We start from the raw sequence: 22,594 nt of genomic DNA, 5'->3' as shown, positions 1-22,594 counted from the left end.
ATGCCGAAACGATTCACCCTGCCGCCCGAAGACGTGCTGCGCGCGCGAGAGAAATTGGTGCTCGACCACTTCCGCGACGAGGTCAGCCAGGACTGGGACGCCACCCTGTCGACGTTCCCGCACCCGCACTACGAGCTGATCGCGCAGATGCTCGTGCACGACGGGGACAGCGAAGTGCGCGACTACTACCACGACACCCGCGTCGCCTTCCCTGATCAGGATCACGAGCTCATCGCGTTCCGGCACAGCCACGACGCGGTCATCGTCGAATTCTGGTTGCTCGGAACGCATCTCGGTCCGCTCGGCAAGATCCCCCCGACCGGCTCCCGGCACCGCACGAGGATGACCGCCTACTTCGTCTTCGACGAGCAGGAGCGCCTCGTGACCGAGCGGATCTACTTCGACCAGCTCACCATCCTCAAACAGCTGGTCGGCGGGCTCGACAAGCGCGATCCGCGTGACCTGCTCAAACTCGGCCGCGCCGTCGCAGGAGCCCTCGCCATGGCCGGTGCGGAACCGGATCCGCGCCTGCTGGCCACCACGCCACCCGACCTCGGCGACTGACCGCCGCCGACCCACCGGAGGAGAAGACCGTGACCGTGCGCGCGTTCGTCGGCGGCAAGGGATCCGAGGAACCGCTCGGATGAAGGTGCACCACCTCAACTGCGGCACCATGCGCCCGCCGCGCACGCCGGATGGCCTGGTATGCCACGTCCTGTTGCTGGAGGCCGCTAACCGGCTGGTGCTGGTGGACAGTGGGCTCGGCCTGCGCGACGCCGCCGATCCCGGTGGCAGATTCGGCCCGGCCCGGTACTACGTCCGTCCGGTGTTCGACGAGTCCGAGGCCGCCATCCGGCAGATCGAAAAGCTCGGGTACGACCCGCGCGACGTCCGGGATATCGTCCTCACCCACTTCGATGCCGATCACACCGGCGGACTCGCCGATTTCCCGTGGGCCAGAGTGCATCTCACCGCGGACGAAGCCGCCGCGGCGCTTCGTCCGCGCGGGCTGGTCGAGCGGGGCCGCTACCTGCCGACGCAGCGAGCCCATTACCCGACGCTCGTTCGGCACGCGCCCGGGGACGGTGAATCGTGGAATGGCTTCGCGGCCGCGAAGGAACTCGCCGATATCGCGCTCGGCCTCGTCATGATCAGCCTGCCCGGCCACACCCGCGGCCACGCCGCTGTCGCGGTCGATACGGGCGACCGATGGATTCTGCACGCGGGCGACGCGTTCTACCACCATGGACAGATCGACGGCACCGGCCGTGTGCCGAGCGCCCTGACCGCCATGGAACGGTTCGTCGCACATGACCTGCCCGCCGTTCGGGCCAATCACGAACGGCTTGGCGAACTTTGGATGTCGGCCGGGCCGGGACTTCTCCTGGTCAACGCTCACGACCCGCACCTTCTCCACCGAGCACGACAACTGGCCACCATCACACAGGAACAGTGAGACCTTCTCGGACAGGCGATGCCGAAGCCTCTCGGCGAGCCAGCATCGACTCCCGCGACGGGGCCGCGTCGGCGCATTTGCACGTCTAACCCGCGCCGAAGCAAACGGCCAGGACGAGAATGGTGTCCTCGTAGCGTAAGTCAGGCGATGTCGTGCCCTCCCTGTCGCAGAATGCCCTGCGGCGCCGTCGGTCTCGATGCAGGCCGGATCGCGGGAACGTGTCGGTCCCCTCTGTCACTCTCAGGGTGGGGAGACTACTGCGGCCGAAGGAGTGCGAGATGGCCGAGATCGATGACCGTCCCGAGATCAGGCTGGTGGCGCATTGTCGCCGTTGTCACGGTTGGTTGGTGTCGGCGGAATCGGTCGCGCAGGGGATAGGGCCGACGTGCGCGATCCGTGAGCGCGCCGAACAGCGCGCCGCCGCGGCGCGGGAACTGACGCTGTTCGACATCGTGGCCTGACGTCGGTTCTCCGGCGGCCGCTGCGACCGGCGGTGATCGCGGGTCCGCCGTGGGTACACGGCGCTTGTCAGGAAATGGCCGATTGTTCTGTCCTCGACGCAGGGGAACTCCGGCCCTCGAAGCAGCACTCGAACGGAAGGGATGAGCATGAAGATCGTCGTAATCGGCGGCACCGGGCTGATCGGTTCGAAGCTCGTCGCTCGGCTGGGTGAGCACGGCCATCGAGCCGTTCCGGCCGCGCCGAGCACGGGGGTGAACACACTGACCGGCGAAGGTCTGAAAGAGGTACTGGAGGGTGCGGAGGTCCTCGTCGATGTCTCCAATTCGCCGTCGTTCGCCGATGACGACGTCATGAAGTTCTTCCGGACCTCCACCACGAACCTGCTCGCCGCCGCCTCGGAGGCAGGCGTCGGCCACTATGTCGCGCTGTCGGTGGTGGGCACGGACCGGTTGCCCGAGTCAGGGTACCTCCGGGCGAAGGTGGCGCAGGAGGAGCTGATCAAGGGATCGGGTCTGCCGTACTCGCTCGTGCACGCGACGCAGTTCTTCGAGTTCGCGGGCGGCATCGCCGACTCGGCGACCACCGACGGCACGGTACGGCTGCCCGGCGCCGGTGTGCAGCCGATGGCCGCCGACGACGTGGCCGCCGCGGTCGGCCGCACCGCGGCGGGCACGCCGGTGAACGGCGCCGTCGAGATCGCCGGCCCTGAGGTATTCGGCCTCGACCAGTGGATTCGCACGGTGCTGACGGCGCGTTCCGATCCGCGCGAAGTGGTCACCGATCCGCAGGCGCGGTATTTCGGGGCGGTGCTGGAGCAGCAGAGCCTGCTGCCCGGTGAGGGCGCACAGGTCGGTCCGACACGGCTGTCGGAGTGGCTGGCCCGCCAGTGACCGTTCTGCTGCGCCGGTACTCGCCCGGGCCGATGCCGAGGTGGCGTTTGAATACGGCGCGGGTGTTGGCGGGGTTGCCGAGGCCGGTGCGGTAGCCGATCTGGCTGACGGAGAGTTCGGTCTTCTCGAGGAGTTCGCGGGCGTGGTCGAGGCGGGCGGTGGTGATCCAGGCGTGTGCTGAGGTGCCGGTCTCATCGCGGAATCGGCGGATGAAGGTGCGGCGGGAGAGATTGCAGCGGCGGGCCAGGCCGTCGAGAGTGTGGGGGTGGTCGAGGTTGGCCAGGATCCACGCGCGAAGGTCGGCGAGCGTCGCAGCCGGCGTATCGGCGAGGAACGGCCGCGTGAACTGGGTCTGCCCGCCTTCCCTGATCGGCGGGGCGACGAGATCGCGAGCCCGGTCGTTCGCGGCGGCGGCGCCGAAATCCTTGCGCACCAGGTGAAGACACAGATCGATGCCGCTGGTGACGCCCGCCGAGGTCAGTACGTCGCCGTTGTCGACGAAGAGGCGATCGTGCCGGATATCGATGTCCGGATAGCGGGCCTGGAGCAGCGGTGCGGCGCGCCAGTGGGTGGTGGCGGGCCGATCGGCCAGCAGGCCCGCGGCCGCCAAGGCGAAGGCGCCCGTGCAGATCGACAGTATGCGCGTGCCGCGCCCGTGGGCATCCCGCAGCGCTCGGATCACGGGTTCCGGTAGCGGCCGATCGAAGGACGCGTAACCGGGAACGACAACAGTGTCCGACCTTTCCATGGCCTCGAGTCCGGCGACCGCGCCGCAGGACAATCCCGGCACTGATGTCCGCACAGTCGGAGCCGCCGCGCATACCTGGAGTTGGTAATTCGGATCCGAGCCGAAGACGTCCATCGGTATCGCGGCGTCGAGCACGACGACGTCATCGGGGATGAGAACGGTGACGCGGTGCATTCCCCCCGTGCGCAGCATGGCCCGATCGTAACCCGCCTTCTGGAGCCTAAAGGTGCTCGAAGGCAACGTGTTCGCGAGGCGGAGGGGGCAGCGGTAGCTGCTCGAAGACGTGGGCGGTGAATCCCGCACCGCGGGTCTTCCGCGTTGTGTGCAACCTAATTTCGCAACGCGAAATGACCAAAGTCCGTTAACTACCGGTAGGTTTGAAATACCGCAGGGTATTCTTTTGGCGTATCCGGGGGAAATGCGTTGTGTGCCGAAGAATTTCCCGTGGATAGCTGTACAGATCTCCGGGGCCGTGTGTAGCGTCGTGACTCGCTAAAACCCTCACAGACAAGCGGTGGCACGGTGATCGGTATCGAGGGCTGCTTGAAACGCATCATGGACATTCCGGGTGCGCGCAGCGTGACTATGGTAGACGGGGCGAGTGGTCTTGCGATCGCGGCGGCCGGGCAGCACGATCTGGTCGATCAGCACGAAGATGCCGCGGCCACAACGGATGTGGTTCGTACGGTGCTCGGCTGCTCGGCGCTGGCGACCGGCAGGGACGGCGACGATCTCACCGAGATCATCGTGTGCGGGTCCCGCGGATTTCACCTGCTGAATCTGGTGGACGGCGACTTCGACGGCCGGCTTTTCGTGCACTTGCTGTGCGACGTCGACACCGGAAATCTGGCGATGGCGCGATATCGACTGCGGGCGATTCTCGCGGAATTCGCCGAGGACGGTTATGGGCGTTGAACTCGCCGTCGAACTGCGGCGGCTGGAAAAGGAAGGGAGTACAGGTGTCTTACACGCCGGTGACGGCGCTTTTCATCTCACCGGCGGCGTGATCGCCTCCGCCGATTGCCGCAGAACGACCGGCCTCGACCGGCTGGTGGTGGAGGCGGGCGTGGCGACCGCGGAGGATTGGCGGCGCGCCGGCGCGGGTGATCCCGGGCAGCTGCTGGCGCGGCCACGCTTGGAAACCCTTGCGCTGCTGTCCGTTTTCGATGCGGCATACTTCCTGCTCGCTTCCTCCGACGAACCCGAGTTCCGGCCCGCGCCGCCGCACTGGCTGGCCCCGGTCTGCCACATCACGCCGCGCGCGCTGGTGCAGGAATGCGAGCGGCGCGGCGATCCCGAATCCGGCCCGTGGCCCGCGGAGCTGGTGGACCGGGCCGCGGTGGTGCCGGTACGCCGCGTCCGGCGACGCCACGTGGTGCTCACCGCGGGCCAGGCGGAGGTGCTCGCGGCGGCGGATACCCAGCGCAGCATCACCGGTATCGCCCGCGATCTGGGCCGCACCACGTACGGCTGTCTGGAGGCGGTGCGGGAATTGACCGCGGCGGGCTTGATCGAGCCGCCCGCTTCGATTGTCGTCGAGCCAGGTCGTCACGCCGCCCCGTCGGGCTTCGCCCCCTACAGCGGACCGCGTGAAGACGGGGCACCCGCACGAATCGAGACGCGAAAGGGCAAGCATTCCAAGCTGACCGGGCATCGTAGCGCCGAACTTGCGGCGTGCGCGGAGCCGGTGACCGTGACGGCGTCGGCACCGGGCCAGCCCACTGGCCCACCCCTACGCCGTCGGGTGCGCATGGTCCCGCCGCCGCCCGCGGAACGGTGGGAGCCCGTCGACCGCGACGTGCTGGTTCGCCTACGGGCGGCGTTGGAGGAGCTTGCGTGACCGCGCGAAAGAAATTGCTCGGCGAATGGATGGGAAGGTTGACCAAGGTGGCGATGTCCGGACCCGGACCGAACGCGGCGGTGCTGGCGGAACTGAAGATGCTGCGGGATCGGGTGCCACAGCTGACCGGCGCGCTGGTCGCGTCCGGCGACGGGCTACTGATCGCGCACGACCTGCCCGCGCACATCGAACCCGACGGAATGGCAGCGCTGTCGGCTTCGCATCTCGCGCTGTCGTACCGGCTGGCCGCCACCGCCAACGGCGGCGGCTTCCACGAGGTCGTGGTGCGCGGCACCGAGGGGCACGTGGTGATCTACGCGGCGGGCTGGGCCTCGCTGACCGTACTGGCCGGATCCGAAGTGAACGTCGGCCGGCTCCATCTGGAGTCGCGCCCGGTGGCCCGCGCGATCGTCGACCATCTGGCGGCGATGACGCACAAGCCCGGCAGGGACCGGGTAACGCACACCCATCGAAAGGAATGAAATGTCGAATCTCGATCTGGCACTGAAGGACATGATGGTGATCGACGGCGCGATCGGCGCCGCGGTCGTCGATTACAACAGCGGTATGGCGCTCGGAATGCTCAGCAGCTCGAAGGCTTTGGACCTTCAGGTCGCCGCCGCGGGCAATACCGAGGTGGTGCGCGCCAAACTGCGCACCATGGAACAGCTCGGCCTCAAAGAGGATATCGAGGACATCCTCATCACGCTTTCCGGCCAATACCACATCATCCGGCCGATGACGGGCAGAAAGTCCAAAGGGCTTTTCCTCTACCTCGCCTTGGACCGCGGCCGGTCCAACCTCGCGCTGGCCAGGCACCACCTCAGGGGCATCGAAGAGGAATTGGAAGTCTGATCGGCCGCCCGAGGGCTCGCGTCGGCCTTGGGTGTGAGTCGGACTGCGGACACTTGCGCTTGCAGGCCGGGCGGCGAACGATTGACGGTGCGGCGGCGGCGTTGGCGGGCCGGGCCATTCCCCACGCTCGGTGGACCGCGACGCGTCGGCACCGCGGCTTTCGGAGTGATCGCTCCACACGAGGAGGACAGATGTTCATCCAAGTGATTCAAGGCAAAGTGTCCGACGCCGACCGGCTGAATCGGTGCATGGATCGGTGGACAGCGGAGCTGGAACCGGGCGCTGTCGGGTACCTCGGCACGACGTACGGACTGTGCGACGACGGCACGTTCATCGCGCTCGCCCGTTTCGAATCCGAGGATGCGGCGCGACGCAACAGTGCGCGCCCGGAGCAGGGCGCCTGGTGGTCCGAGACGGAGCAGTGCTTCGACGGACCGGTCACCTTCATGGACTGCCCGGAGGTGACGCAGTGGATGGGCGGCGGCTCCGACGAGGCGGGCTTCGTGCAGATCATGGAGGGCCACACGACCGACGCGCGCCGGATGCGCGAACTGCAAGCGCTGACCGACGACCGTCTGCACGAAGCGCGTCCGGACATTCTCGGCGGCACGTTGGCGACCCACGGCGCCGACGGATACGTCGAGGCGGTGTATTTCAGGTCCGAAGCCGAGGCCCGGGAACACGAGAAGATGGAGATTCCCGACGATCTGCGTCCGCTGCTCGAAGAGGAGAGCAGGCTGATGGGTGAGGTCACGTACTTCGACCTGCACGAGCCGATGCTGGTGTCGGCCCGGAAGTAAGGCAGCGGTACAAGCGGCCATCGCCCGCAGACGTCGATCCGACAGGCCATGGCCGCGCCCCGGGCCACTTGATACAGGGATGAATTCAGCGTTGCTTGCGGGCCACCAGAACCGTGTCGCGCAGCTCGATCTGGTGACTGCCGTGCGTCATCGTGCGAGATCGGGTCTCCGCCACGGTGATTTCCCAGCGATCGGGTTCCAGCGTTGCCGCCAGATCCTCCGCGGTGACGTGCACGCCGGTCGCGTGCGCGGCGGAGTGCGCGTCCGAGGGGTGATGGCCGACGATGAGCAGTGTGCCGCCGGGCGCGACGGCGGGAGCCAGTCGCCGAAGCAATGTTTCGGCTCCCGTGGCGGGGTGGGCGTAGTGCGAGCAGACGAGGTCGTAGCCGTCCTCCTCGGGCGTCCACTCCGTCAGATCCGCTGCCAGCCAATCGATTCGGTCCACGATCTCCGGTCCGCGGAGGTTCGCCAGCTCGGCGGCCCGATCGAGGGCGGCGGTGGCGAAATCCACCGCCGTCACCCGCCACCCGTGTGCGGCGAGCCAAACGGCTTCCGCGCCTTCGCCGCAGCCCGCGTCCAGCGCACGGCCGGGGGCCAGATTCGCCGCCTCGACCGTGAGGTGTGGATTGGGTTGCGGGCGCTGGGTTGTCGAATGGCCTCGATAGCGGGCTTCCCAGAATGCGTGGTCGAGTTGTTCGGGCACGGTGCGCCTTTCGTGTTCAGAGGCCGTGGCCATTGCCCGCCGCCGCGGACAGGCGGGCTTCGTTGTCGGGTGAGAACGGATACGCGGCGACCGCGTTCCTGGTGTCCTCGGCGACCAGGTCGGCATTGATGTGTCCTCCGGCGGTGGCGCCCGCGGCGGCGGCCGTGCCTACTTGGGCGGCAAGGTCGGTGACGTTCCCCGCCGCCCACACGCCGGGGACCTCGGTGCGGCCGGTCGGGTCGGCGGCGATGAACTCGCCCATGGGATGTTCGGAGGGACGCAGTCCGAGCGCCGCGAGGAAATCGGCTCGCGCCACCATCCGCGACCCGACCGCGACGACCTCGCGTTCGATCACGGTCCCGTCGCTCAACCGCACGCCGGTGATCCGGTCGTCGGTGATCTCCAGTCGCGCGACCTCGCCCTCGACCAGCCGCACGCCGCGGGCCGCCAGCTGCACCGATTCCTCCCGCGTCGGTGAGGTGGTGCCGGCGAAGAACGTGACGTCGGCGCTCAGCTGCCGGAACAGCAGCGCCTGGTGCACCGACATCGGACCCGTGGCGAGCACGCCGATGGGCCGTTCGCGGACCTCCCAGCCGTGGCAATACGGGCAGTGCACCACGTCTCGGCCCCAGCGTTCGCGCAAGCCCGGAATGTCGGGCAGTTCGTCGACCAAGCCGGTGGCGACCAGCAGCCTGCGGGCTCCGACGATTCGGCCTTCGGCCAAGGTCACGACGAAACCGTCGCCGTCGCGTTTCGCGCCGCGCACTTCGCCGGACGTGAGCTGGACGCCGTACTCGCGCACCTCGGCGCGGCCGCGTTCCAGCAATTCGGCGGGCGGCGTGCCCTCCCTGGCAAGCAGGCCGTGCACGCCCTCGGCCGGAGCGTTGCGCGGCGCGCCCGCATCGATCACCAGCACCGAGCGGCGCGATCGGCCGAGCATCAGCGCCCCGCTCAGCCCCGCGGCGCCGCCGCCGATCACCACCACGTCGTAGTTGTCTCTCCGCTGATCGGTCACCATGACCACCTCCTGCGAAGACTATGCGAGCCCGCCACCGGGAACGGCAACATTCTTTGCCGATCTGGCAAACTGGTCCCATGGACGACGACCTCGACCAAGCGCTCGACGCGGTCGGTCCCCGACTCCGTGCCCTACGGCGGCAGCGCGAAACCACGCTGGCCGACCTCTCGGCCACCACCGGGATCTCCGTGAGCACCCTCTCCCGCCTGGAGTCCGGCGACCGCCGTCCGACCCTCGAACTCTTGCTGCCGCTCGCCAGGGCGCACGGCGTCACGCTGGACGAACTCGTCGACGCGCCGCCCACCGGTGATCCGCGCGTCCACTTGCGGCCGGTCACCCGCCAAGGCATGACCATGGTGCCGCTGACCCGTCGCGCGGGCGGCATCCAGGCCTACAAGATCGTCCTCCACCCCGCAGGCCCTGGCGCGGAACCTCGCCTCCAGACCCACGAGGGCTACGAATGGCTCTACGTGCTGAACGGGCGCCTCCGCGCCATCATCGGCGAGCACGATCTGGTGCTCGCCCCCGGCGAAGCGGCCGAATTCGACACCCACATCCCGCACTGGTTCGGCGCCGCCGACTCCGAACCCGTCGAATTCCTCAGTCTCTTCGGCAAACAAGGCGAACGCGCGCACCTGCGCGCCCGCCCCAAATCGAAACGTGATGAGTAACGCTCACTGCCGCCGAGCGACGGATCGATCCGATCCATGTGATCGATCACCCGCTGTTCGATTGGAAGTCGTTGTGGCTGAGTCGAACTCGGACGACGTCGGCACGACTGTCGACGGGTCCGGCTCGACATCCGGTCGGTCGCTGTTGGCCGTGGATCGGTCGGACTCGGACCGTGGGTCGGCATCCAGTGTCGAAGTGCCGAAAAGGGCTGCGCTTCCGCTGGGCTCGAGCACTGCCACGACGGGTGCGGCCAGCGGCGCGGAATCCGCTACCCGCGGAGCGGAATCCACGGACCTCGAATCATCCACCGCGAGACGCGTATTCGTCCACGCGCCGACGAACATCAACCCGGCCCCGATCCCTTGCAGAGGCGCGATGGATTCGCCGAGGACCACCCATGCGCAGGTCAATCCGAAGGCCGGGACGAGGAACATAGCGGACGTCGCTGTGGTGGGACCGACCCGGCCGACCGCGTGGTAGTACAGCACGTAGGCGAGTGCGGTCGGCAGCGCGCCGAGATATGCCTGGTTGAGCCAGAATTCGAGGCCGAGTTCGGACCAGCGGACGTCGGCGAAGGCGGGGGCGGCGAGCAGGCCGAGGGCGGTGGCGCCCGCGGCGGTCGCGTAGACGGTGACGGTGGCGGCGGGCAATCGGCTCAGTAGCGGCGCGCCGAGCAGGGTGTACGCCGACCAGCAAGCCGCGGCGCCGAGGAAGAGGAGGTCGCCGAGCAGGCGGCTGTCGCCGGTATCGGGAATGCCGAGGAAGAACACGATGCCCCCGACAGCGGCGAGCGCAAGCCCGAGCAGTCGGGCGCCGGACAATCGCACGCGCCCGAGCAGGACGCCCACCGCGACCGTGCAGACCGGAGCGGCCATCGGCACGATCACGCTGCCGTCCGCGGCCGGGGCCAGCGAGAGCGCCAGAAAGAACAGCGCGTTGTAGCCGAACACGCCGACCATGCCGACGCCGACCACGCGCGGCACTTCGGCGGCGGGCAGTCGCGGCGCGCGCAGCGCCACGAGCAAGACAAAGGCGCCGACGAGGAAGCGCAGGAAGCCCGCCACCTCGTGCGGGACATCCCCGACGGCCGCCTTGGACGAGGCGAACGCGCTACCCCACAGGGCCATGACCACGATCAACAGCAAACGGATACGCACGTTTCGATACTCGGCGCGGGCCGCCGCGAGGTATTGAACGCTGGTGCGGTGAGAATGGAGCGGTGAGCGAGTGGGTCGAGTATCGGCGGATGCCGGATCGCCCGGTGGAGGTGATGCGCGCCCACTTCGAGCGGCACGTCTATCACCCGCACGCCCACGAGACGTACTCGTTCGGACTCACCGATTTCGGCGCGCAGAGTTTCGACTGCCGGGGCGCGGCGAGGGTCAGCGCGGCAGGCATGGTGATGGCGTTCAATCCCGACGAGCCGCACGATGGGCACAGCGCGACCGAGGCGGGCTTCACCTACCGGATCGTGCACATCGGCACAGAGTTGATCACCGACCTGCTCTCCGACCGGGCCGGTCGCCCAGCGGGCCTGCCGCTCTTCGCCGAACCCGTGCTGCACGACCCGCTGCTCGCGGGCACGCTCGGCAGGCTGTACGCGAGCCTGACCTCGCACGCCACCGAATTGGCAAGGGACGAGGCGTTATCCGCGACGGTCGCGGCGCTGGTACAGCGCGGCGCGCGCGCCCCGCGCGAAAGAACGGTGATCGGCGGCGGCAACGGCGCGATCGCGCGCCGCGTGCGCGATGTGCTCGACGAGCGTTATCTGGAGACGCTGTCGATGGACGATCTCGTCACCACGACGGGCGCCAGCCGCTTCGCGCTCTACCGGGCTTTTCGCGCGAATTACGGTCTGGCGCCGAGTGATTACCAGCGCATTCTGCGACTGCGGGCGGCGCGACGGCTGATCGCGGCGGGCCATCCGGTCGCCGAGGCGGCGGTGGCGGCGGGTTTCGCCGATCAAGCGCACCTGACCCGCTGGTTCCGTCGTTGCTACGGCATCACGCCGGGCGTTTACTCGCGCGCGGGTTGACCGGTCAGACCGTGGCGCGCGCCCACCGCCGTTTCGCCCAGCGGCGCGCGGTCGGGCTCACCAGCAGCGCGGGCAGCAGCACGATCGAACCGAGCAGCATGCCGACCAGCGCCAGCCCCGCGAACAGTTCGCCGATCGCCTGCACCGCGGCGGGCGTGGCGAACAGTGCCGCGAACACCGCGACCGCGAGGGCGGGCGGATGGTGCCCGGCCTGGGCGAGGATCGCGGCCGCCGTGCCGAAGGCGACGGCGAAGGCGAGGCCGACGACGCCGATCAGGTAGTTGTCCCAGGCGAACCAACTCGGGCGGGCCGTGCGGTGGCGCCGGGAATGCCGAAGTTCTCCCATCGTCGGGAGCTTAACGGCCGCGCGGCGCCACGCAGCGGATTCGGCGAAGTCGGTCGCGGGTCAGCGCGCCGCGGGCGGGCGCGGCCACGGATTGTGCTCGATGTGCTCGATGGATTCGTTGAAGCGGGCGACCAGCACACCGAGCTGATCGATGTCGTCCTCGGACCATTCGGCGACAACGGCTCCGATGCCGTCGTGACTCTGGGCGCGGTCGGCGGCAAGCAGATCCAGCCCTTTGGCGCTGGCCCGTATCTTGCGGGCGATGCCTCCCTCGGGGTCAGGAACTCGCTCCACCAGGCCTTGTTTCAGCATCGCGCCGACCTGCCGGTTGATGGTGGAGACGTCGAGGCGGAAGGCGTCGGCGAGTTCGCGCAGGCTGAGCGGGTAGTCGATTTCGAGCCTGGTGAGGAGCAGGAAGGCGGAGCGGTCCAGCTGGAAGCCGGGGCGGCGCAGCACCGAGGTGGGGAAGTGCCGGGAGAGCAGCGTGAGCTCGAAGACGAGGCGCGTGAGCGCTGCGTGGTCGGCGGGTTCCCGGTCTGACATGGCACAACTATGTCGCGCGGATCACTCTTCTACCAAATTGTGCAGCATACACGGCGTGTGTAGCGTACACATCCATGACCTTAGCTGCCGAAGCGTCCCCCGCTGTCACGGACGCCGAGACCCGGCGCCGCCCGACTCCCGCCTTGCTCATCGCGACGCTCGGCATGGTCGGTGTCGTCGTCTCGCTGATGCAGACGCTGGTCATTCCGATCATTCCGGCGCTGCCGACGCTGCTCGGCACCTCCGCGTCGAACGCGTCCTGGGTGATCACATCGACCCTGCTGGCGGGCGCGGTGTTCACGCCGATCAGCGGCCGCCTCGGTGACATGTTCGGCAAGCGCCGCGTGCTGTTCGCGAATCTGCTCTCGCTCATCGCCGGCTCGGTGGTCTGCGCGAGCTTCTCCTCGCTGCTGCCGGAGATCGTCGGTCGCTCGCTGCAAGGCGCCGCCGTCGGCGCGATTCCGTTGGGCATCAGCATCATGCGCGACGAATTGCCCGCCGAGCGGGTCGGTTCGGCCATGGCGATCATGAGCGCGACGCTCGGCGTCGGCGGCGCGATCGGCCTGCCGGTGGCCGCGGCGATCGCGCAGAACGCGGACTGGCACGTGCTGTTCTGGAGCTCGGCGGCGCTCGGCGTCGTCTGCGCGGCGCTGGTCTTCGTTTTCGTGCCGGAATCGCCGGTGCGCACCCCCGCTCGCTTCGATTTCGGTGGGGCCGTTGGTCTTTCGATCGCCCTGCTGGCATTGCTCGTAGCGATCACCAAGGGCGCGGACTGGGGTTGGTCCAGCGCCTCGATCCTCTCGCTGTTCGGTGTCTCGCTGGTGGTCTTCCTCGGCTGGGGCTTCTTCGAATTGCGGCAGCGCGCACCGCTGGTCGACCTGCGGGTCTCGGCGCGGCCGCGGGTGCTGTTCACCAACATGGCCTCGATCGCCGTCGGCTTCTCGCTGTACGGCATGTCATTGACCTTCCCGCAGCTGCTGATGGCGCCCGAGCAGACCGGCTACGGTTTCGGGCTGTCCATGGTGAGCGCCGGATTGGCCCTCGCGCCAACCGGTTTGGTGATGATGGCGCTCTCGCCCGTCTCGGCGCGGCTGTCGGCGGCGCGCGGGCCGAAGCTGACGCTGATGCTCGGATCGGGCGTGATCGCCGTCGGCTACCTGTGCGCGGTGCTGTTGATGAACAGCGTCTGGGAGATCATGCTCGCGGCCGTGATCGTCGCGGGCGGCGTCGGTCTGGCCTACGCGGCGATGCCCGCGCTGATCATGGGCGCCGTGCCGATCACGGAGACGGCCGCCGCCAACGGGCTCAACTCGCTCATGCGCTCGATCGGCACGTCCACCTCCTCCGCGGTGATGAGCGTGGTGCTCGCGCACATGACGATCTCGCTCGGCGCGCACCTGCTGCCCTCCCGCGACGGCTTCCACACCACATTCTTCATCGCCATGGCGGCCGCGATCGTGGCCATCGCGCTGACCGCGTGCATTCCGATGGGCAAGAAGGCCTGACCGGTCAGGCCGGTGCGTCGCGCACCGAGTCGGTGTAGCGGCGGGCCAGTGTCCGCAGGTGCGCGACCAGCTCCGGCGGGCCGTCGACGCGGAAATCCATCATCAGCATGCTCAGGTAGATGGCGATGGTCTCCAGCGCGTCCGCGCCGGTATGCAGCAGGCAGCTGTTCTCGTCGACCGGCTCGACCACGCCGACCGCGGGATTGATCCGGGCGAGCACGACCTCCGCCGGCGCCAGCACCGTGACCTCGGCGTGCACCCGCCATCCCGTGCTGGCGACGTCGCGCATGACGAAGGCGACGAGGTCGTCGTCGGGCAGCGCGCGGGCGGCGAAACGGCGGCCGGTCGCGGTCGCGTCGCGTACACCGGCGACGGGGATCGCGCGCCAGGTGTGCGTGTCGAGAACGTAGCCGACCAGGTACCAGCGGCGTTGCCAATTGATCAGCCGATACGGCTCGGCCTCGATCAGGTCGCCGAATTCCGCTGCGGCGTTGGCGATGTCGAGCCGCACCGCGGCGCCGTCGCGGATCGCGCCCGCCAGCACGGTGAGCACTTCGGCGGGGACGGGCGCGTCCGGCTCGCGGGAGCCGGTGGTCGCCGGACCGATCGCGGTGGCGCTGCGCAGCGCGGTGACCTTGCGCTGCAAGCGTTTCGGCAGGATCTGCTCGAGTTTGGCCAGCGCGCGGCCGACGTGCTCGGTGATGTCGGCGATGCCGGTCGCGCCGTCCTCGGCCAGTCCTACCGCCACCGCCACCGCGACGGCCTCGTCGTCGTCGAGCAGCAGCGGCGGCATGGTGGAGCCGCGCCCGAGCCGGTAGCCGCCGATCGCGCCGCGCTCGGCGTGCACGGGATAGCCGAGCTCGCGCAGCCTGCGAATGTCGTTGCGCAGCGTGCGATCCGTGACGCCGAGCCGGTCGGCCAGCTCGCGGCCGGAGTAGGCGCGGTCCTGAAGCAACGCCAGCAGACGCAGCACGCGGGTTGTGGTCTCCGCCACGATTGCCTCCCGAACTATTAGGAACGAAAGCAGCCTAATGGGCTCATAGGCTCGTAGTCAGTACCGCAAAGCACAACCGAAAGGCCCGCCATGCACACCGATGTGGTTCTCACCACCGTCTGGCGCGAGACCCTCGCCGCCGCGTACCGCGCGCTCACCGACGTCGTCGCCGGAATCCGCGACGACCAATTGCGCCTGCCGACGCCGTGCGCGGAATGGGATGTGACGCAGGTGATTCAGCACGCCGCAGGCGATCAGCTCGCGTACGCGAAGTGCCTCGGCATCGGGAACGGCCCGATGGAAAACCCCTTCGCCCCCTCGGGTTCGATCGACGGCTCACCCGTCGCCCTGGTGCGCGACGCGATCGAACAGACCGCCGCCGCGTGGGCGACCGTCACCGACGAGACCCACGAGGTGCCGACCCCGCTGCCGCACGGCGCACTCCCGACGCCCGTGGCGGCCGTGCTGTGCGCGCTGGACGCGGCGGTGCACGCGTGGGATCTCGCCGTCGCCACCGGGCAGCCCTCGCCGCTCGACGATGAGATGTCCCGCGCCTTGCTGGCCGCGGCGCGCACCGCCAACCCCGCGCCGGGCGGCGGGCCGGTGATGGAGATCGTGGAACCGCTGCGTCAGTGGGGCGCGTACGCCCCGGTGATCGACGGCGCGCCGGACGACGACGCGGTCGCCGCACTGCTGCGCTATTTGGGTCGCGATCCGGGAACCGTTCGCGGCGGCCGTTCGTCCTAAGGATGAGTGGTCGTACAAAGTGATTGGGGGGACGGCGTGTCGGTACCGGAAAGAACCCGGGCGCGGCTCGGTCTGCTGCTGGCGCTGGGGTTGGTCGTCGTGGCGGCCGTCGCCGCGGGTGCGCTCTGGTTGCGGACGAGCTCCGGGCACCCCGCCGTGATCGGCGAGAGTCCTACCGCGTTCCCCGACATCGACCGGTCCACCCTCGAACCGGCGCAGGCCAGGCTGGTCGAGGTGCTGGAGCGCGAGTTCGCCGCTCAGGGCGGCGGCCCGAAGTACGCCGAAGGGCTTGTCGAGCCCTGGTGCGCCGATTTCGTGAGCTGGACGATGCGCGAGGCCGGGCATCCGCTGTCGAACCCGAACTCCGGGTCGTGGCGAATTCCGGGCGTCTACACCCTCCAGGAGTACTACGAGGGATCCGACAGATTCGCGCCGGCGGGCAGCGGATATCGCCCCCGCACCGGCGACGTGCTGCTCTATGGACCGGAAAGCCAATTCTCCCAGCACACGAATATCGTGCTCGAGGCGGCGAACGGCGAGGTGACCACGATCGGCGGCAACGAATTCGGCGAGGTGCGCATCCACCGGTTCCACATGGCCGATGTGAAGGACGTCGTCGGATACGGGCGTTTCTGAAACTTGTTGCCGCTCAGACCGTCCGATTCGGCGCGTGCGAGGCTCGGCGCGTCCTCCGCCGAGCCTTAGTATGGAGACGACAGCGCCCGGCAGCGCTGTCGTGTCGGGCCCTGTCCTGCTACCCCCTCATCAGCAGGACAGGGTTCCCCGAACGTTCGGATATTCGGAAACTTTTGTCGCGTACCGTGTCGGTTGTCCGTTGAAAGGTGAGGGTTTCGGAATCTCTGATGCAGCCGACCGAAGAAACGACGAACGACCCGTCCTGGATCGACTACGCCGCCTTCGGCGAACGCTTCGTCACCCATGCGGTGACCGAGGAACGCATCGTGGCCGCGGTGGCCTCCATGGCCGGGCGGGGCATGGCTATCGGACCTTTCAACATCGGCCCGCCCGGACTCGCAGGATTCATCGCAGAGGGCAAGGTCGGCGATCCCACGGTGCTCCGCCACGATCCGCACGTGGTCTTCCAGGTGACGGTGCCGCTCACCCTCGCGGTGAAGGTGCGGCTCGGCGGGAGGAAGCTGCGGTTGGCGGCGGTCGTCGAGATCGATCTCACGCTGCACGCACGCACCGCCGACCCACTGCTCATCGTCATCGACATCCCGCCCATCACCACCCGCGACGTGAGCTTCGTGCTGCGCGCCCAGACTGTGGAGTCGGCTTGGGAGTGGCTGCTCGATCCGATCGCGGGACTGGTGCAGCGGGAGGTCGCGAATCGGGTCAACGCCATGCTGGCCGAACCGCAGGCCAGGAGCGCGCGGGTCTTCGACGTCGAGGCGATGGTCGCGGGCGTCCGGTCGAGGCACCGCGAGCGGGAACAATTCGAGTGGATCGATTACGGCGAATTCGGCCACCGATTCTTCGCCCGGATCGTGACGCGGGACCGGGTGTTCGAGGTCGTCGACAAGATGGCCGGACGGCCGATCTCCGTGGGGCCGCTGAAAGCGGGGCCGAAGGACCGAGCCACCGTCACCGTGCAAGGGGCGATTCGGCAGCCGCGCCTGGCCGAACGGATCACGGGACCGGGTGATCTCGTCGAGTTCGACCTGACACTGCCGGTTGGTCTGGACATCACCGTGCAGATCTTCAAGGCGAACGAGTACCGCGCCGACGTCGAGATTCCGCTGGTGCTGACCGCTCGGGCGGCCGATCCGCTGCTGATCGTCATCGACGTGCCGCCGCCCGTGACCGACGACCTGCGGATGCATTTCAAGGCGCGCGGAATGCGCGCGGCGACACTCGGCGCGCTGGCGGGAATCAGGAAACAGGTGATCGCACAGGTGGAGCGGGTGGTGCGCGAGCAACTCGGTGACATCTCGGGGCGAACCATCGACGTGGCCGCGCGGATCGACGGCATAGCCTGACGCGTAACCCCTGTGGCGAATGAGAATCATGTGTCCGATGGGTCTAGCGGTTCGCATGTGAAATGTGATGAAATGAGTTCACGTTCGAGGCTCCCGGCGCGCGTGTGAGCCTTGGGGAAGGTGCGCCGGGCACGCTGCCAGCCAATACGGGTTGTGCGAAGGAGTCCTGCGATGCGTTCTTTCGATCTGTCCCGGCGCAAGTTGTTCGCCTACACCGCAGCGGCCGCCGCGCTCGGCGTGACAAGCTCCGCAGGCCCCGCGTCCGCGAGAGGAACCTTCGGCACTTTGATCGACTACTCCGGTGGCGTGCCCTCGGCTGACGCCATTCTCGAAGCGGGGCACGTCGGCGTCATCCGCTACGTCTCCGATCGACGGCCCGGCGCCGAGTGGATGGTGGGCAAACCGCTGCTCGCCCGCGAGGTCGAGGAACTCGCCGCCGCCGGGCTGAAGATCGTGTCCTGTTATCAGTTCGGCAAGGGGCCGACCGCCGACTGGCGCGGCGGACTGGAGGCGGGCAAGCGACACGCCGAACGTGGGCTCGAACTGCACCTGGCCGCGGGCGGCCCCGAGGGCAGGCCCATCTACGCGTCCATCGACGACAACCCGACCCCGGTCGATTTCGCGACCATGATCGCGCCGTACCTGCTCGGCTGGCAAGCGGTGGTCGGTAAAGAAAACGTCGGCGTCTACGCAAACTCGCCGACCATCGAACTCGCCACGGCGGCGGGCCTGGGTTCCTGGTACTGGCAGCACAATTGGGGCACCCCGAAGGGTTTCGTGCACCCGGCCGCCCACCTGCACCAGTTCGAGATCGACAAGCGCGCCATCGACGGCATCGGCATCGACCTCAACGAGATTCTGAAGCCCGAATACGGGCAGTGGTGAGCGCGAGTCCTACGCCTATTCACGCCGTTGGAACTGCTCCGTCGATAGACCCGCGCAGGGTCGGAGCGAATCCGGAGGTGCCTCAACCGACACAGCCGGACGGAGTTCATCGATAGCGTCCGTACATGACCGGAGCGAATGCGGAGTCTCGTTTCCGTGGCGGATCGGGGCTCTCGATAGCGTCCGCGCATGGCCGGAGTGGGGGCGATGATGCGCTGAACCAGGCGGTGGATCCGTCGATTGCGCCCGCGCATGGGCCGGAGTGGGGCGGGGTATGGCGTGGCTCGCGCGGTTGGACGGAGTTCATCGCGAGCCCTGGCGCATCGGCCGAAACCGAGGCCGGAGGCCTAGTTCGCGCGGTGGGGTGGGGTCCGTCGATAGATTCCGCGCACGGGCAGAGCGAATGCGCAGGTGCGCCGGGCCATTCAGCTGGACGCGGTCCGTCCATGCCCGAAGGACACGGAGGTGTGCCTGGTTCGGACGCCTATGTCTGGGAGTGGCAGACCGGGGCGACGCGCAGGTCCGGTTCGTCGTCCGGCACCACGCGCAGGTTCGGGCGGGTCTCCGGGGCTTCGTGGTTGCCCATCCAGGACAGCAGCGACCAGCGCGACAGACCGGAGAGGGCCGATCCGATGCTGGCGAAGGAGGCCGAGGAGATCACCGAGCCGAACGATCCGACCGACCCGATCGAGAGCACCGAACCGACGCTGCCGATCGAGAGAATCGAGTAGGCCGATCCGATGGACAGGATCGAGCCCTCGGAGCGGATGGACAGAATTGATCGGCGCGAGCGCCTGCTCCGGATCGAGCGGGGTCGTACCGTTCCTTCGGCAATCGACATGCCTTCGGTCTACCACAACGGAGACTGTGCCGGGAAATATCGCCGTAATGCGGCGGTGTGTCGGTGCTGGGCTGCCCTGGTCGGCGGCTCCGGACATGCCGAAGCCCGGCGGTCGCGATCGACCGGCCGGGCTTCGAAAACATCAGACGCTGAAGAAGCCGAGCGTCGGAAGGAACGAGCAGGTGCGCGCCTCGGCGTCGGGCGCCTTGGTGGTGAGCGAGCCGCCGACCACCGCGACGATCCGGCCGCGGCCGGTGTTCACGATGGCGGACAGGGTCGCAGGGCCGTCCGGGTTGATCTTCGCCTCGTCGGTCAGCGCCTGCACGCCGGACTGACCGGTGTCGAGGTTCAGCCACTGCACGGTCATCGGCGGGTTCTGCTCGGCGGTCGGCGACTTGGTGCCGAGCGCGGTGAACACGAAACCGGTCTGACCGGCCGCGGGGCCGGGCGGAGGCAGCGTGGCCGGGCCGGGAACAGCGAGTGCCGTGCCGACCGAGTCGGCGGACGCGCTGATGCAGCCCTTGCCGATGGTGGGGTACAGGAACTGGGCGATGACCGGGCCGTCCTGCGGTAGTTCCGGACCGCCGCCGCCGCTGCCGTCGAGGAACGTGATGATCCGTTCCAGCGTCGACTTGATCTGCGGCGGCAGATTCAAGCTGTTGAGCAGGATGCGAGCCTGATCGAGGATCGCGGACTGCGGTCCTGCGACATCGGCAGGGCGTGCGATGGCGCCGACGATGGCGGGGGTGAGCGCGGCGATCGCGTCCACCGGAACGCCCTCGGGCACCATTGGAACGCTATTCGAAACCGCGGTGTGGGCGGGCGCCGGTGCCGCTACTGCGACCGGCGCGGCGAGCGAAGCGCTCGCCGCCATGGCGAGTGCGGTCAATGCGATCCGCGATCCTCGGGTGCGAAGCACTGGTCTAGCCGTCCTTAACCTCGGGGTACATCTGGTCAATGGGTAAAGACCCATTGTTTCGGGGGTCACTCTAAGGACACGACCACCGAGTTGTACAGCGGTGGTCGTTATCACGTTGTGCCGTGGACGATCAGTGTTACCGAACGGTAGTGCGGCGAGGTGTTACCGATGTGAAAGGTGATGCAAATGTTATCGGTGTTGCCAGCGCGCATGGATAGATGGGCGCTGCGGTTAATCTAGTCGCAGCCTTCGGCATTTGCCTCCGACACACCGAACATCGGCGGGTCGCCGCCCGCGACCGCTTCCCCGACCCGAAAGCCCGCGACTTGAACCGAGACAGCGATCGGTCGGACCAGCGTCCGGCCGCTGCCCATCTGCGACTGGCGGTGTTGCTGCTCGGTCTGTCCGTTCTGGCCCGTCTGCTGTGGATGCTGGTGGCACGCAACGGGATGAATTTGGTCGATCTACACGTCTACGTCGACGGTTCGGCGGCGCTGCTCACCGATCGGCTCTACGACTTCACCTACGCGGAGAAGACGCCGGATTTCCCGCTGCCGTTCACCTATCCGCCGTTCGCCGCGCTGGTCTTCTTCCCGCTGCATTTCCTGCCGTTCAAAGTGATCGCGGTCGGCTGGCTGCTGGCCACCGTCGCGGCGCTCTACGGCGTGGTCTGGATCGCGCTGGAATTGATCGTCGGCGAAGAGCGATTGCGCGAACCCGGTTGGCGCGCAGCGGCGGTCGGCTGGACGACGGTCGGCGTGTGGCTCGAGCCGGTGCGGACCACGATCGACTACGGACAGGTCAACGTCTTCCTGGTGCTCGGCGCCATGCTCGCGGTGCGCAGCTCGCGATGGTGGTTGTCGGGCGGGCTGGTCGGCGTCATCGCGGGCATCAAGCTGACGCCCGCGATCACCGGTCTCTACTTCGTCGCGCGGCGGCGCTGGGGGACCGCGCTGTGGTCCGCGGTGGTTTTCGGCGCGACCGTCGGCATCAGCTATCTGATCAACAACCACGAGGCGACGCGCTACTTCGGCACGCTGCTCGGCGACGCGGACCGGATCGGCCCGGTCGGCTCGGTATGGAATCAGTCGCTGCGCGGGACGTTGAGCCGCATCCTCGGCCACGACGTGGAATCTGGGCCGGTGTGGATCGCGGCTGTGCTCGCGGTCGCCGCGCTCGCCTTCTTCGCCTGGCGGGCGCTGGAACCGGACGACCGGATGGGCACGCTGCTGTTGGTGCAGCTGTTCGGGTTGCTGATCTCGCCGATCTCGTGGTCGCATCACTGGGTGTGGTTGCTGCCCGCGGTGCTCTGGTTGGTCTACGGGCCGCTGCGCGCCGCGCCGGGCGCGCGAATCCTGGCCGGCTACTGGCTGGTGACCATGTTGATCGGCGTGCCGTGGGTGCTGTCGTTCTTCCAGCCGACGATCTGGGAGATCTCCCGGCCCGGCGTGCTGTCCTGGCTGGGCGCGGTGGACGTGCTCGGCGTGCTCGTCCTGTTCGCCTGGATCATCTGGGCCGGCGCGCGACGCGAGCGGTCGGCCGGCGAGGCGGCGCGCGAGGTGGTCGCCGGCTCCGCGCGGGCGGGGTAGCCCGGGTTCGTCGCTCACAGGTTCCGCGACGCAGTCGGGTGGACCGCGGCGATCGGGCGCGGCTGCCGGAGTGATAGACGGCTACTCGGACTGCGACGCGAGCAGGTCGATCTCGCGGGCCAGGCCGAAGTCCAACGCGGTCAGGCCGCCCGCGGAATGGGTGGACAACGCAAAGGTCACCTTCCGCCAGCGAATATCGATGTCGGGATGATGGTTCGCGGCCTCGGCCGCGTCGGCGACCCGGCGCACCAGATCGATGCCCGCCGGAAACGAGGCGGCCTGCACGGTGCGGGTGATGTTGTCGCCGGAGCGGCTCCAGTTGGGCAGCCCGGCCAGCGCGTCGGCGATCTCGGCTTCGGAAAGCAATGGGGTGCTCATAAGCCGGTTGTACCCCGTTTGCCGAGGGTGCACCGGAATCTGCGGAATTCAGGCTGCCCGAGCCTGTTTCAGCGCTTTCTTGAGATCCTTGCCGGACAGCCCGGCGGCCTCGGCCTTCTTCATCCGCATGATGACAACGGGGCATTTGAAGCAGCGCGTCTTCTTGCGACAGCACTTCTTCTTGGGTTTCAGACCCGAAACCTTCTTAGCCTTGACCTTGCCCACGATGGTTAGCATACCCTTACTCGAGCGCCTGATACGTGGGGGTCGCTCGGTAGCCGGTAGTCTGTAGCTGGCCGCGATGCCCGGTGAGTTTTCATTCTCCACCTGTTTGCAGGGGTCGGCCGGTACCAACACCGAACAGCAGG

Annotated in this window: 28 protein-coding genes; 17 read left to right on the top strand and 11 right to left on the bottom strand. The window is 68.2% G+C overall.

Annotation, left to right across the window (positions count from 1 at the left end; translation table 11 throughout):
* The 4 genes from NX1_RS17945 (at nucleotide 1) to NX1_RS17930 (ending at nucleotide 2,808) form a co-directional block, all read left to right on the top strand.
* Complete coding sequence (locus NX1_RS17945; RefSeq protein WP_068060310.1) at nucleotides 1-564, top strand: ester cyclase; 564 nt, start codon at nucleotides 1-3, stop codon at nucleotides 562-564.
* Between the two features lie 79 nt (nucleotides 565-643).
* Nucleotides 644-1,456, top strand: a complete 813-nt coding sequence (locus NX1_RS17940; protein WP_068060308.1) for an MBL fold metallo-hydrolase — start codon at nucleotides 644-646, stop codon at nucleotides 1,454-1,456.
* Between the two features lie 278 nt (nucleotides 1,457-1,734).
* Nucleotides 1,735-1,917 (top strand): DUF6011 domain-containing protein, encoded by a 183-nt coding sequence (locus NX1_RS17935; RefSeq protein ID WP_068060305.1) that lies wholly within the window; start codon nucleotides 1,735-1,737, stop codon nucleotides 1,915-1,917.
* A 147-nt stretch (nucleotides 1,918-2,064) separates the two neighbouring features.
* A complete protein-coding gene (locus NX1_RS17930) occupies nucleotides 2,065-2,808 on the top strand; it encodes an SDR family oxidoreductase (protein WP_068060469.1) in 744 nt (247 codons plus the stop codon).
* On the opposite strand, the gene NX1_RS35475 is transcribed toward NX1_RS17930, so the two are convergent.
* Nucleotides 2,693-3,796, bottom strand: coding sequence for a GlxA family transcriptional regulator (locus NX1_RS35475; protein WP_218024142.1), 1,104 nt, complete (start codon nucleotides 3,794-3,796; stop codon nucleotides 2,693-2,695). The two genes, NX1_RS17930 and NX1_RS35475, sit on opposite strands and share 116 nt — an antisense overlap.
* Nucleotides 3,797-4,141: 345 nt before the next feature.
* On the opposite strand from NX1_RS35475, the gene NX1_RS17925 reads away from it, so the two are divergent.
* From NX1_RS17925 to NX1_RS17905, 5 genes are all read left to right on the top strand, one after another.
* Nucleotides 4,142-4,471: a hypothetical protein gene (locus tag NX1_RS17925; protein ID WP_245668558.1), complete on the top strand. Its 330-nt coding sequence runs from the start codon at nucleotides 4,142-4,144 to the stop codon at nucleotides 4,469-4,471.
* Nucleotides 4,461-5,396, top strand: coding sequence for a hypothetical protein (locus NX1_RS17920; RefSeq protein ID WP_068060299.1), 936 nt, complete (start codon nucleotides 4,461-4,463; stop codon nucleotides 5,394-5,396). Before NX1_RS17925 ends, NX1_RS17920 begins: the two co-directional genes overlap by 11 nt.
* Nucleotides 5,393-5,878, top strand: a complete 486-nt coding sequence (locus NX1_RS17915) for a roadblock/LC7 domain-containing protein (RefSeq protein ID WP_245668553.1) — start codon at nucleotides 5,393-5,395, stop codon at nucleotides 5,876-5,878. The genes NX1_RS17920 and NX1_RS17915 overlap by 4 nt, the downstream gene beginning before the upstream one ends.
* A gap of 1 nt (nucleotide 5,879) precedes the next feature.
* Nucleotides 5,880-6,251, top strand: a complete 372-nt coding sequence (locus tag NX1_RS17910) for a hypothetical protein (protein WP_068060298.1) — start codon at nucleotides 5,880-5,882, stop codon at nucleotides 6,249-6,251.
* Between the two features lie 191 nt (nucleotides 6,252-6,442).
* Nucleotides 6,443-7,051 (top strand): hypothetical protein, encoded by a 609-nt coding sequence (locus tag NX1_RS17905; protein WP_068060295.1) that lies wholly within the window; start codon nucleotides 6,443-6,445, stop codon nucleotides 7,049-7,051.
* A gap of 85 nt (nucleotides 7,052-7,136) precedes the next feature.
* Here the strand turns inward: NX1_RS17905 and NX1_RS17900 are convergent, their stop codons facing one another.
* Together NX1_RS17900 and NX1_RS17895 are read right to left on the bottom strand one after the other, a co-directional pair.
* Complete coding sequence (locus NX1_RS17900; protein ID WP_218024141.1) at nucleotides 7,137-7,754, bottom strand: class I SAM-dependent methyltransferase; 618 nt, start codon at nucleotides 7,752-7,754, stop codon at nucleotides 7,137-7,139.
* Nucleotides 7,755-7,770: 16 nt separating this feature from the next.
* Entirely contained in the window at nucleotides 7,771-8,772 is a 1,002-nt protein-coding gene (locus NX1_RS17895; RefSeq protein ID WP_218024140.1) for an NAD(P)/FAD-dependent oxidoreductase, read from the bottom strand.
* 77 nt (nucleotides 8,773-8,849) lie between these two features.
* On the opposite strand from NX1_RS17895, the gene NX1_RS17890 reads away from it, so the two are divergent.
* Nucleotides 8,850-9,443, top strand: coding sequence for a helix-turn-helix domain-containing protein (locus NX1_RS17890; protein ID WP_068060287.1), 594 nt, complete (start codon nucleotides 8,850-8,852; stop codon nucleotides 9,441-9,443).
* Nucleotides 9,444-9,446: 3 nt separating this feature from the next.
* Here NX1_RS17890 and NX1_RS17885 read toward each other — a convergent pair whose 3' ends face one another.
* Complete coding sequence (locus NX1_RS17885) at nucleotides 9,447-10,601, bottom strand: DMT family transporter (protein ID WP_157119820.1); 1,155 nt, start codon at nucleotides 10,599-10,601, stop codon at nucleotides 9,447-9,449.
* A gap of 62 nt (nucleotides 10,602-10,663) precedes the next feature.
* Here NX1_RS17885 and NX1_RS17880 point away from each other — a divergent pair, with 62 nt between their 5' ends.
* The gene (locus tag NX1_RS17880) at nucleotides 10,664-11,479 is read left to right on the top strand and encodes an AraC family transcriptional regulator (RefSeq protein WP_245668552.1); all 816 of its coding nucleotides are present in this window, start codon (nucleotides 10,664-10,666) and stop codon (nucleotides 11,477-11,479) included.
* A gap of 4 nt (nucleotides 11,480-11,483) precedes the next feature.
* On the opposite strand, the gene NX1_RS17875 is transcribed toward NX1_RS17880, so the two are convergent.
* Nucleotides 11,484-11,825, bottom strand: a complete 342-nt coding sequence (locus tag NX1_RS17875) for a hypothetical protein (protein ID WP_068060281.1) — start codon at nucleotides 11,823-11,825, stop codon at nucleotides 11,484-11,486.
* A gap of 60 nt (nucleotides 11,826-11,885) precedes the next feature.
* Nucleotides 11,886-12,368 carry a MarR family winged helix-turn-helix transcriptional regulator gene (locus NX1_RS17870; RefSeq protein ID WP_068060277.1) on the bottom strand — a complete coding sequence of 161 codons (483 nt, stop codon included), beginning with the start codon at nucleotides 12,366-12,368 and terminating at the stop codon, nucleotides 11,886-11,888.
* Between the two features lie 74 nt (nucleotides 12,369-12,442).
* On the opposite strand from NX1_RS17870, the gene NX1_RS17865 reads away from it, so the two are divergent.
* On the top strand, nucleotides 12,443-13,873 hold the full coding sequence (locus NX1_RS17865) for an MFS transporter (protein ID WP_068060274.1): 1,431 nt from the start codon (nucleotides 12,443-12,445) through the stop codon (nucleotides 13,871-13,873).
* A gap of 4 nt (nucleotides 13,874-13,877) precedes the next feature.
* Here NX1_RS17865 and NX1_RS17860 read toward each other — a convergent pair whose 3' ends face one another.
* Nucleotides 13,878-14,867, bottom strand: coding sequence for a helix-turn-helix transcriptional regulator (locus NX1_RS17860; RefSeq protein ID WP_068060270.1), 990 nt, complete (start codon nucleotides 14,865-14,867; stop codon nucleotides 13,878-13,880).
* 90 nt (nucleotides 14,868-14,957) lie between these two features.
* On the opposite strand from NX1_RS17860, the gene NX1_RS17855 reads away from it, so the two are divergent.
* The 4 genes from NX1_RS17855 (at nucleotide 14,958) to NX1_RS17840 (ending at nucleotide 18,499) form a co-directional block, all read left to right on the top strand.
* Nucleotides 14,958-15,614, top strand: a complete 657-nt coding sequence (locus tag NX1_RS17855) for a TIGR03086 family metal-binding protein (protein WP_068060267.1) — start codon at nucleotides 14,958-14,960, stop codon at nucleotides 15,612-15,614.
* A 36-nt stretch (nucleotides 15,615-15,650) separates the two neighbouring features.
* On the top strand, nucleotides 15,651-16,250 hold the full coding sequence (locus tag NX1_RS17850) for a CHAP domain-containing protein (protein WP_068060264.1): 600 nt from the start codon (nucleotides 15,651-15,653) through the stop codon (nucleotides 16,248-16,250).
* A gap of 227 nt (nucleotides 16,251-16,477) precedes the next feature.
* On the top strand, nucleotides 16,478-17,614 hold the full coding sequence (locus tag NX1_RS17845) for a hypothetical protein (RefSeq protein WP_068060261.1): 1,137 nt from the start codon (nucleotides 16,478-16,480) through the stop codon (nucleotides 17,612-17,614).
* A 171-nt stretch (nucleotides 17,615-17,785) separates the two neighbouring features.
* Complete coding sequence (locus NX1_RS17840; protein WP_068060258.1) at nucleotides 17,786-18,499, top strand: DUF1906 domain-containing protein; 714 nt, start codon at nucleotides 17,786-17,788, stop codon at nucleotides 18,497-18,499.
* A gap of 484 nt (nucleotides 18,500-18,983) precedes the next feature.
* Here NX1_RS17840 and NX1_RS17835 read toward each other — a convergent pair whose 3' ends face one another.
* Both NX1_RS17835 and NX1_RS17830 read right to left on the bottom strand, forming a co-directional pair.
* Nucleotides 18,984-19,340, bottom strand: a complete 357-nt coding sequence (locus NX1_RS17835) for a hypothetical protein (RefSeq protein WP_068060255.1) — start codon at nucleotides 19,338-19,340, stop codon at nucleotides 18,984-18,986.
* 142 nt (nucleotides 19,341-19,482) lie between these two features.
* The gene (locus tag NX1_RS17830; protein ID WP_245668557.1) at nucleotides 19,483-20,214 is read right to left on the bottom strand and encodes an Rv1157c family protein; all 732 of its coding nucleotides are present in this window, start codon (nucleotides 20,212-20,214) and stop codon (nucleotides 19,483-19,485) included.
* Nucleotides 20,215-20,513: 299 nt separating this feature from the next.
* Between NX1_RS17830 and NX1_RS17825 the strand changes: the two genes are divergently transcribed.
* The gene (locus NX1_RS17825) at nucleotides 20,514-21,848 is read left to right on the top strand and encodes a mannosyltransferase (RefSeq protein ID WP_373864884.1); all 1,335 of its coding nucleotides are present in this window, start codon (nucleotides 20,514-20,516) and stop codon (nucleotides 21,846-21,848) included.
* An 81-nt stretch (nucleotides 21,849-21,929) separates the two neighbouring features.
* On the opposite strand, the gene NX1_RS17820 is transcribed toward NX1_RS17825, so the two are convergent.
* Nucleotides 21,930-22,226, bottom strand: coding sequence for a 4a-hydroxytetrahydrobiopterin dehydratase (locus tag NX1_RS17820; protein WP_068060249.1), 297 nt, complete (start codon nucleotides 22,224-22,226; stop codon nucleotides 21,930-21,932).
* 48 nt (nucleotides 22,227-22,274) lie between these two features.
* A complete protein-coding gene (locus tag NX1_RS36955; protein ID WP_169812249.1) occupies nucleotides 22,275-22,451 on the bottom strand; it encodes a hypothetical protein in 177 nt (58 codons plus the stop codon).
* Nucleotides 22,452-22,594: the final 143 nt, after the last annotated feature.

It is taken from the genome of Nocardia xishanensis NBRC 101358, assembly GCF_001613365.1.
Lineage (GTDB): Bacteria > Actinomycetota > Actinomycetes > Mycobacteriales > Mycobacteriaceae > Nocardia > Nocardia xishanensis.
The sequence above is the reverse complement of the archived record's forward strand: the minus strand, read 5'-3'. Positions and strand labels throughout refer to the sequence as shown.

Excerpts from the sequence above, each read along its gene's own strand:
- NX1_RS17820 (WP_068060249.1), bottom strand. The coding sequence starts at position 22,226 with ATGAGCACCCCATTGCTTTCCGAAGCCGAGATCGCCGACGCGCTGGCC.
- NX1_RS17870 (WP_068060277.1), bottom strand. The coding sequence starts at position 12,368 with ATGTCAGACCGGGAACCCGCCGACCACGCAGCGCTCACGCGCCTCGTC.
- NX1_RS17945 (WP_068060310.1), top strand. The coding sequence starts at position 1 with ATGCCGAAACGATTCACCCTGCCGCCCGAAGACGTGCTGCGCGCGCGA.
- NX1_RS17895 (WP_218024140.1), bottom strand. The coding sequence starts at position 8,772 with ATGGTGACCGATCAGCGGAGAGACAACTACGACGTGGTGGTGATCGGC.
- NX1_RS17930 (WP_068060469.1), top strand. The coding sequence starts at position 2,065 with ATGAAGATCGTCGTAATCGGCGGCACCGGGCTGATCGGTTCGAAGCTC.
- NX1_RS17890 (WP_068060287.1), top strand. The coding sequence starts at position 8,850 with ATGGACGACGACCTCGACCAAGCGCTCGACGCGGTCGGTCCCCGACTC.
- NX1_RS17845 (WP_068060261.1), top strand. The coding sequence starts at position 16,478 with ATGCAGCCGACCGAAGAAACGACGAACGACCCGTCCTGGATCGACTAC.
- NX1_RS17855 (WP_068060267.1), top strand. The coding sequence starts at position 14,958 with ATGCACACCGATGTGGTTCTCACCACCGTCTGGCGCGAGACCCTCGCC.
- NX1_RS17905 (WP_068060295.1), top strand. The coding sequence starts at position 6,443 with ATGTTCATCCAAGTGATTCAAGGCAAAGTGTCCGACGCCGACCGGCTG.
- NX1_RS17935 (WP_068060305.1), top strand. The coding sequence starts at position 1,735 with ATGGCCGAGATCGATGACCGTCCCGAGATCAGGCTGGTGGCGCATTGT.
- NX1_RS17910 (WP_068060298.1), top strand. The coding sequence starts at position 5,880 with ATGTCGAATCTCGATCTGGCACTGAAGGACATGATGGTGATCGACGGC.
- NX1_RS17925 (WP_245668558.1), top strand. The coding sequence starts at position 4,142 with ATGGTAGACGGGGCGAGTGGTCTTGCGATCGCGGCGGCCGGGCAGCAC.
- NX1_RS17940 (WP_068060308.1), top strand. The coding sequence starts at position 644 with ATGAAGGTGCACCACCTCAACTGCGGCACCATGCGCCCGCCGCGCACG.
- NX1_RS17840 (WP_068060258.1), top strand. The coding sequence starts at position 17,786 with ATGCGTTCTTTCGATCTGTCCCGGCGCAAGTTGTTCGCCTACACCGCA.
- NX1_RS17920 (WP_068060299.1), top strand. The coding sequence starts at position 4,461 with ATGGGCGTTGAACTCGCCGTCGAACTGCGGCGGCTGGAAAAGGAAGGG.
- NX1_RS17865 (WP_068060274.1), top strand. The coding sequence starts at position 12,443 with ATGACCTTAGCTGCCGAAGCGTCCCCCGCTGTCACGGACGCCGAGACC.
- NX1_RS17835 (WP_068060255.1), bottom strand. The coding sequence starts at position 19,340 with ATGTCGATTGCCGAAGGAACGGTACGACCCCGCTCGATCCGGAGCAGG.
- NX1_RS17830 (WP_245668557.1), bottom strand. The coding sequence starts at position 20,214 with ATGGCGGCGAGCGCTTCGCTCGCCGCGCCGGTCGCAGTAGCGGCACCG.
- NX1_RS17875 (WP_068060281.1), bottom strand. The coding sequence starts at position 11,825 with ATGGGAGAACTTCGGCATTCCCGGCGCCACCGCACGGCCCGCCCGAGT.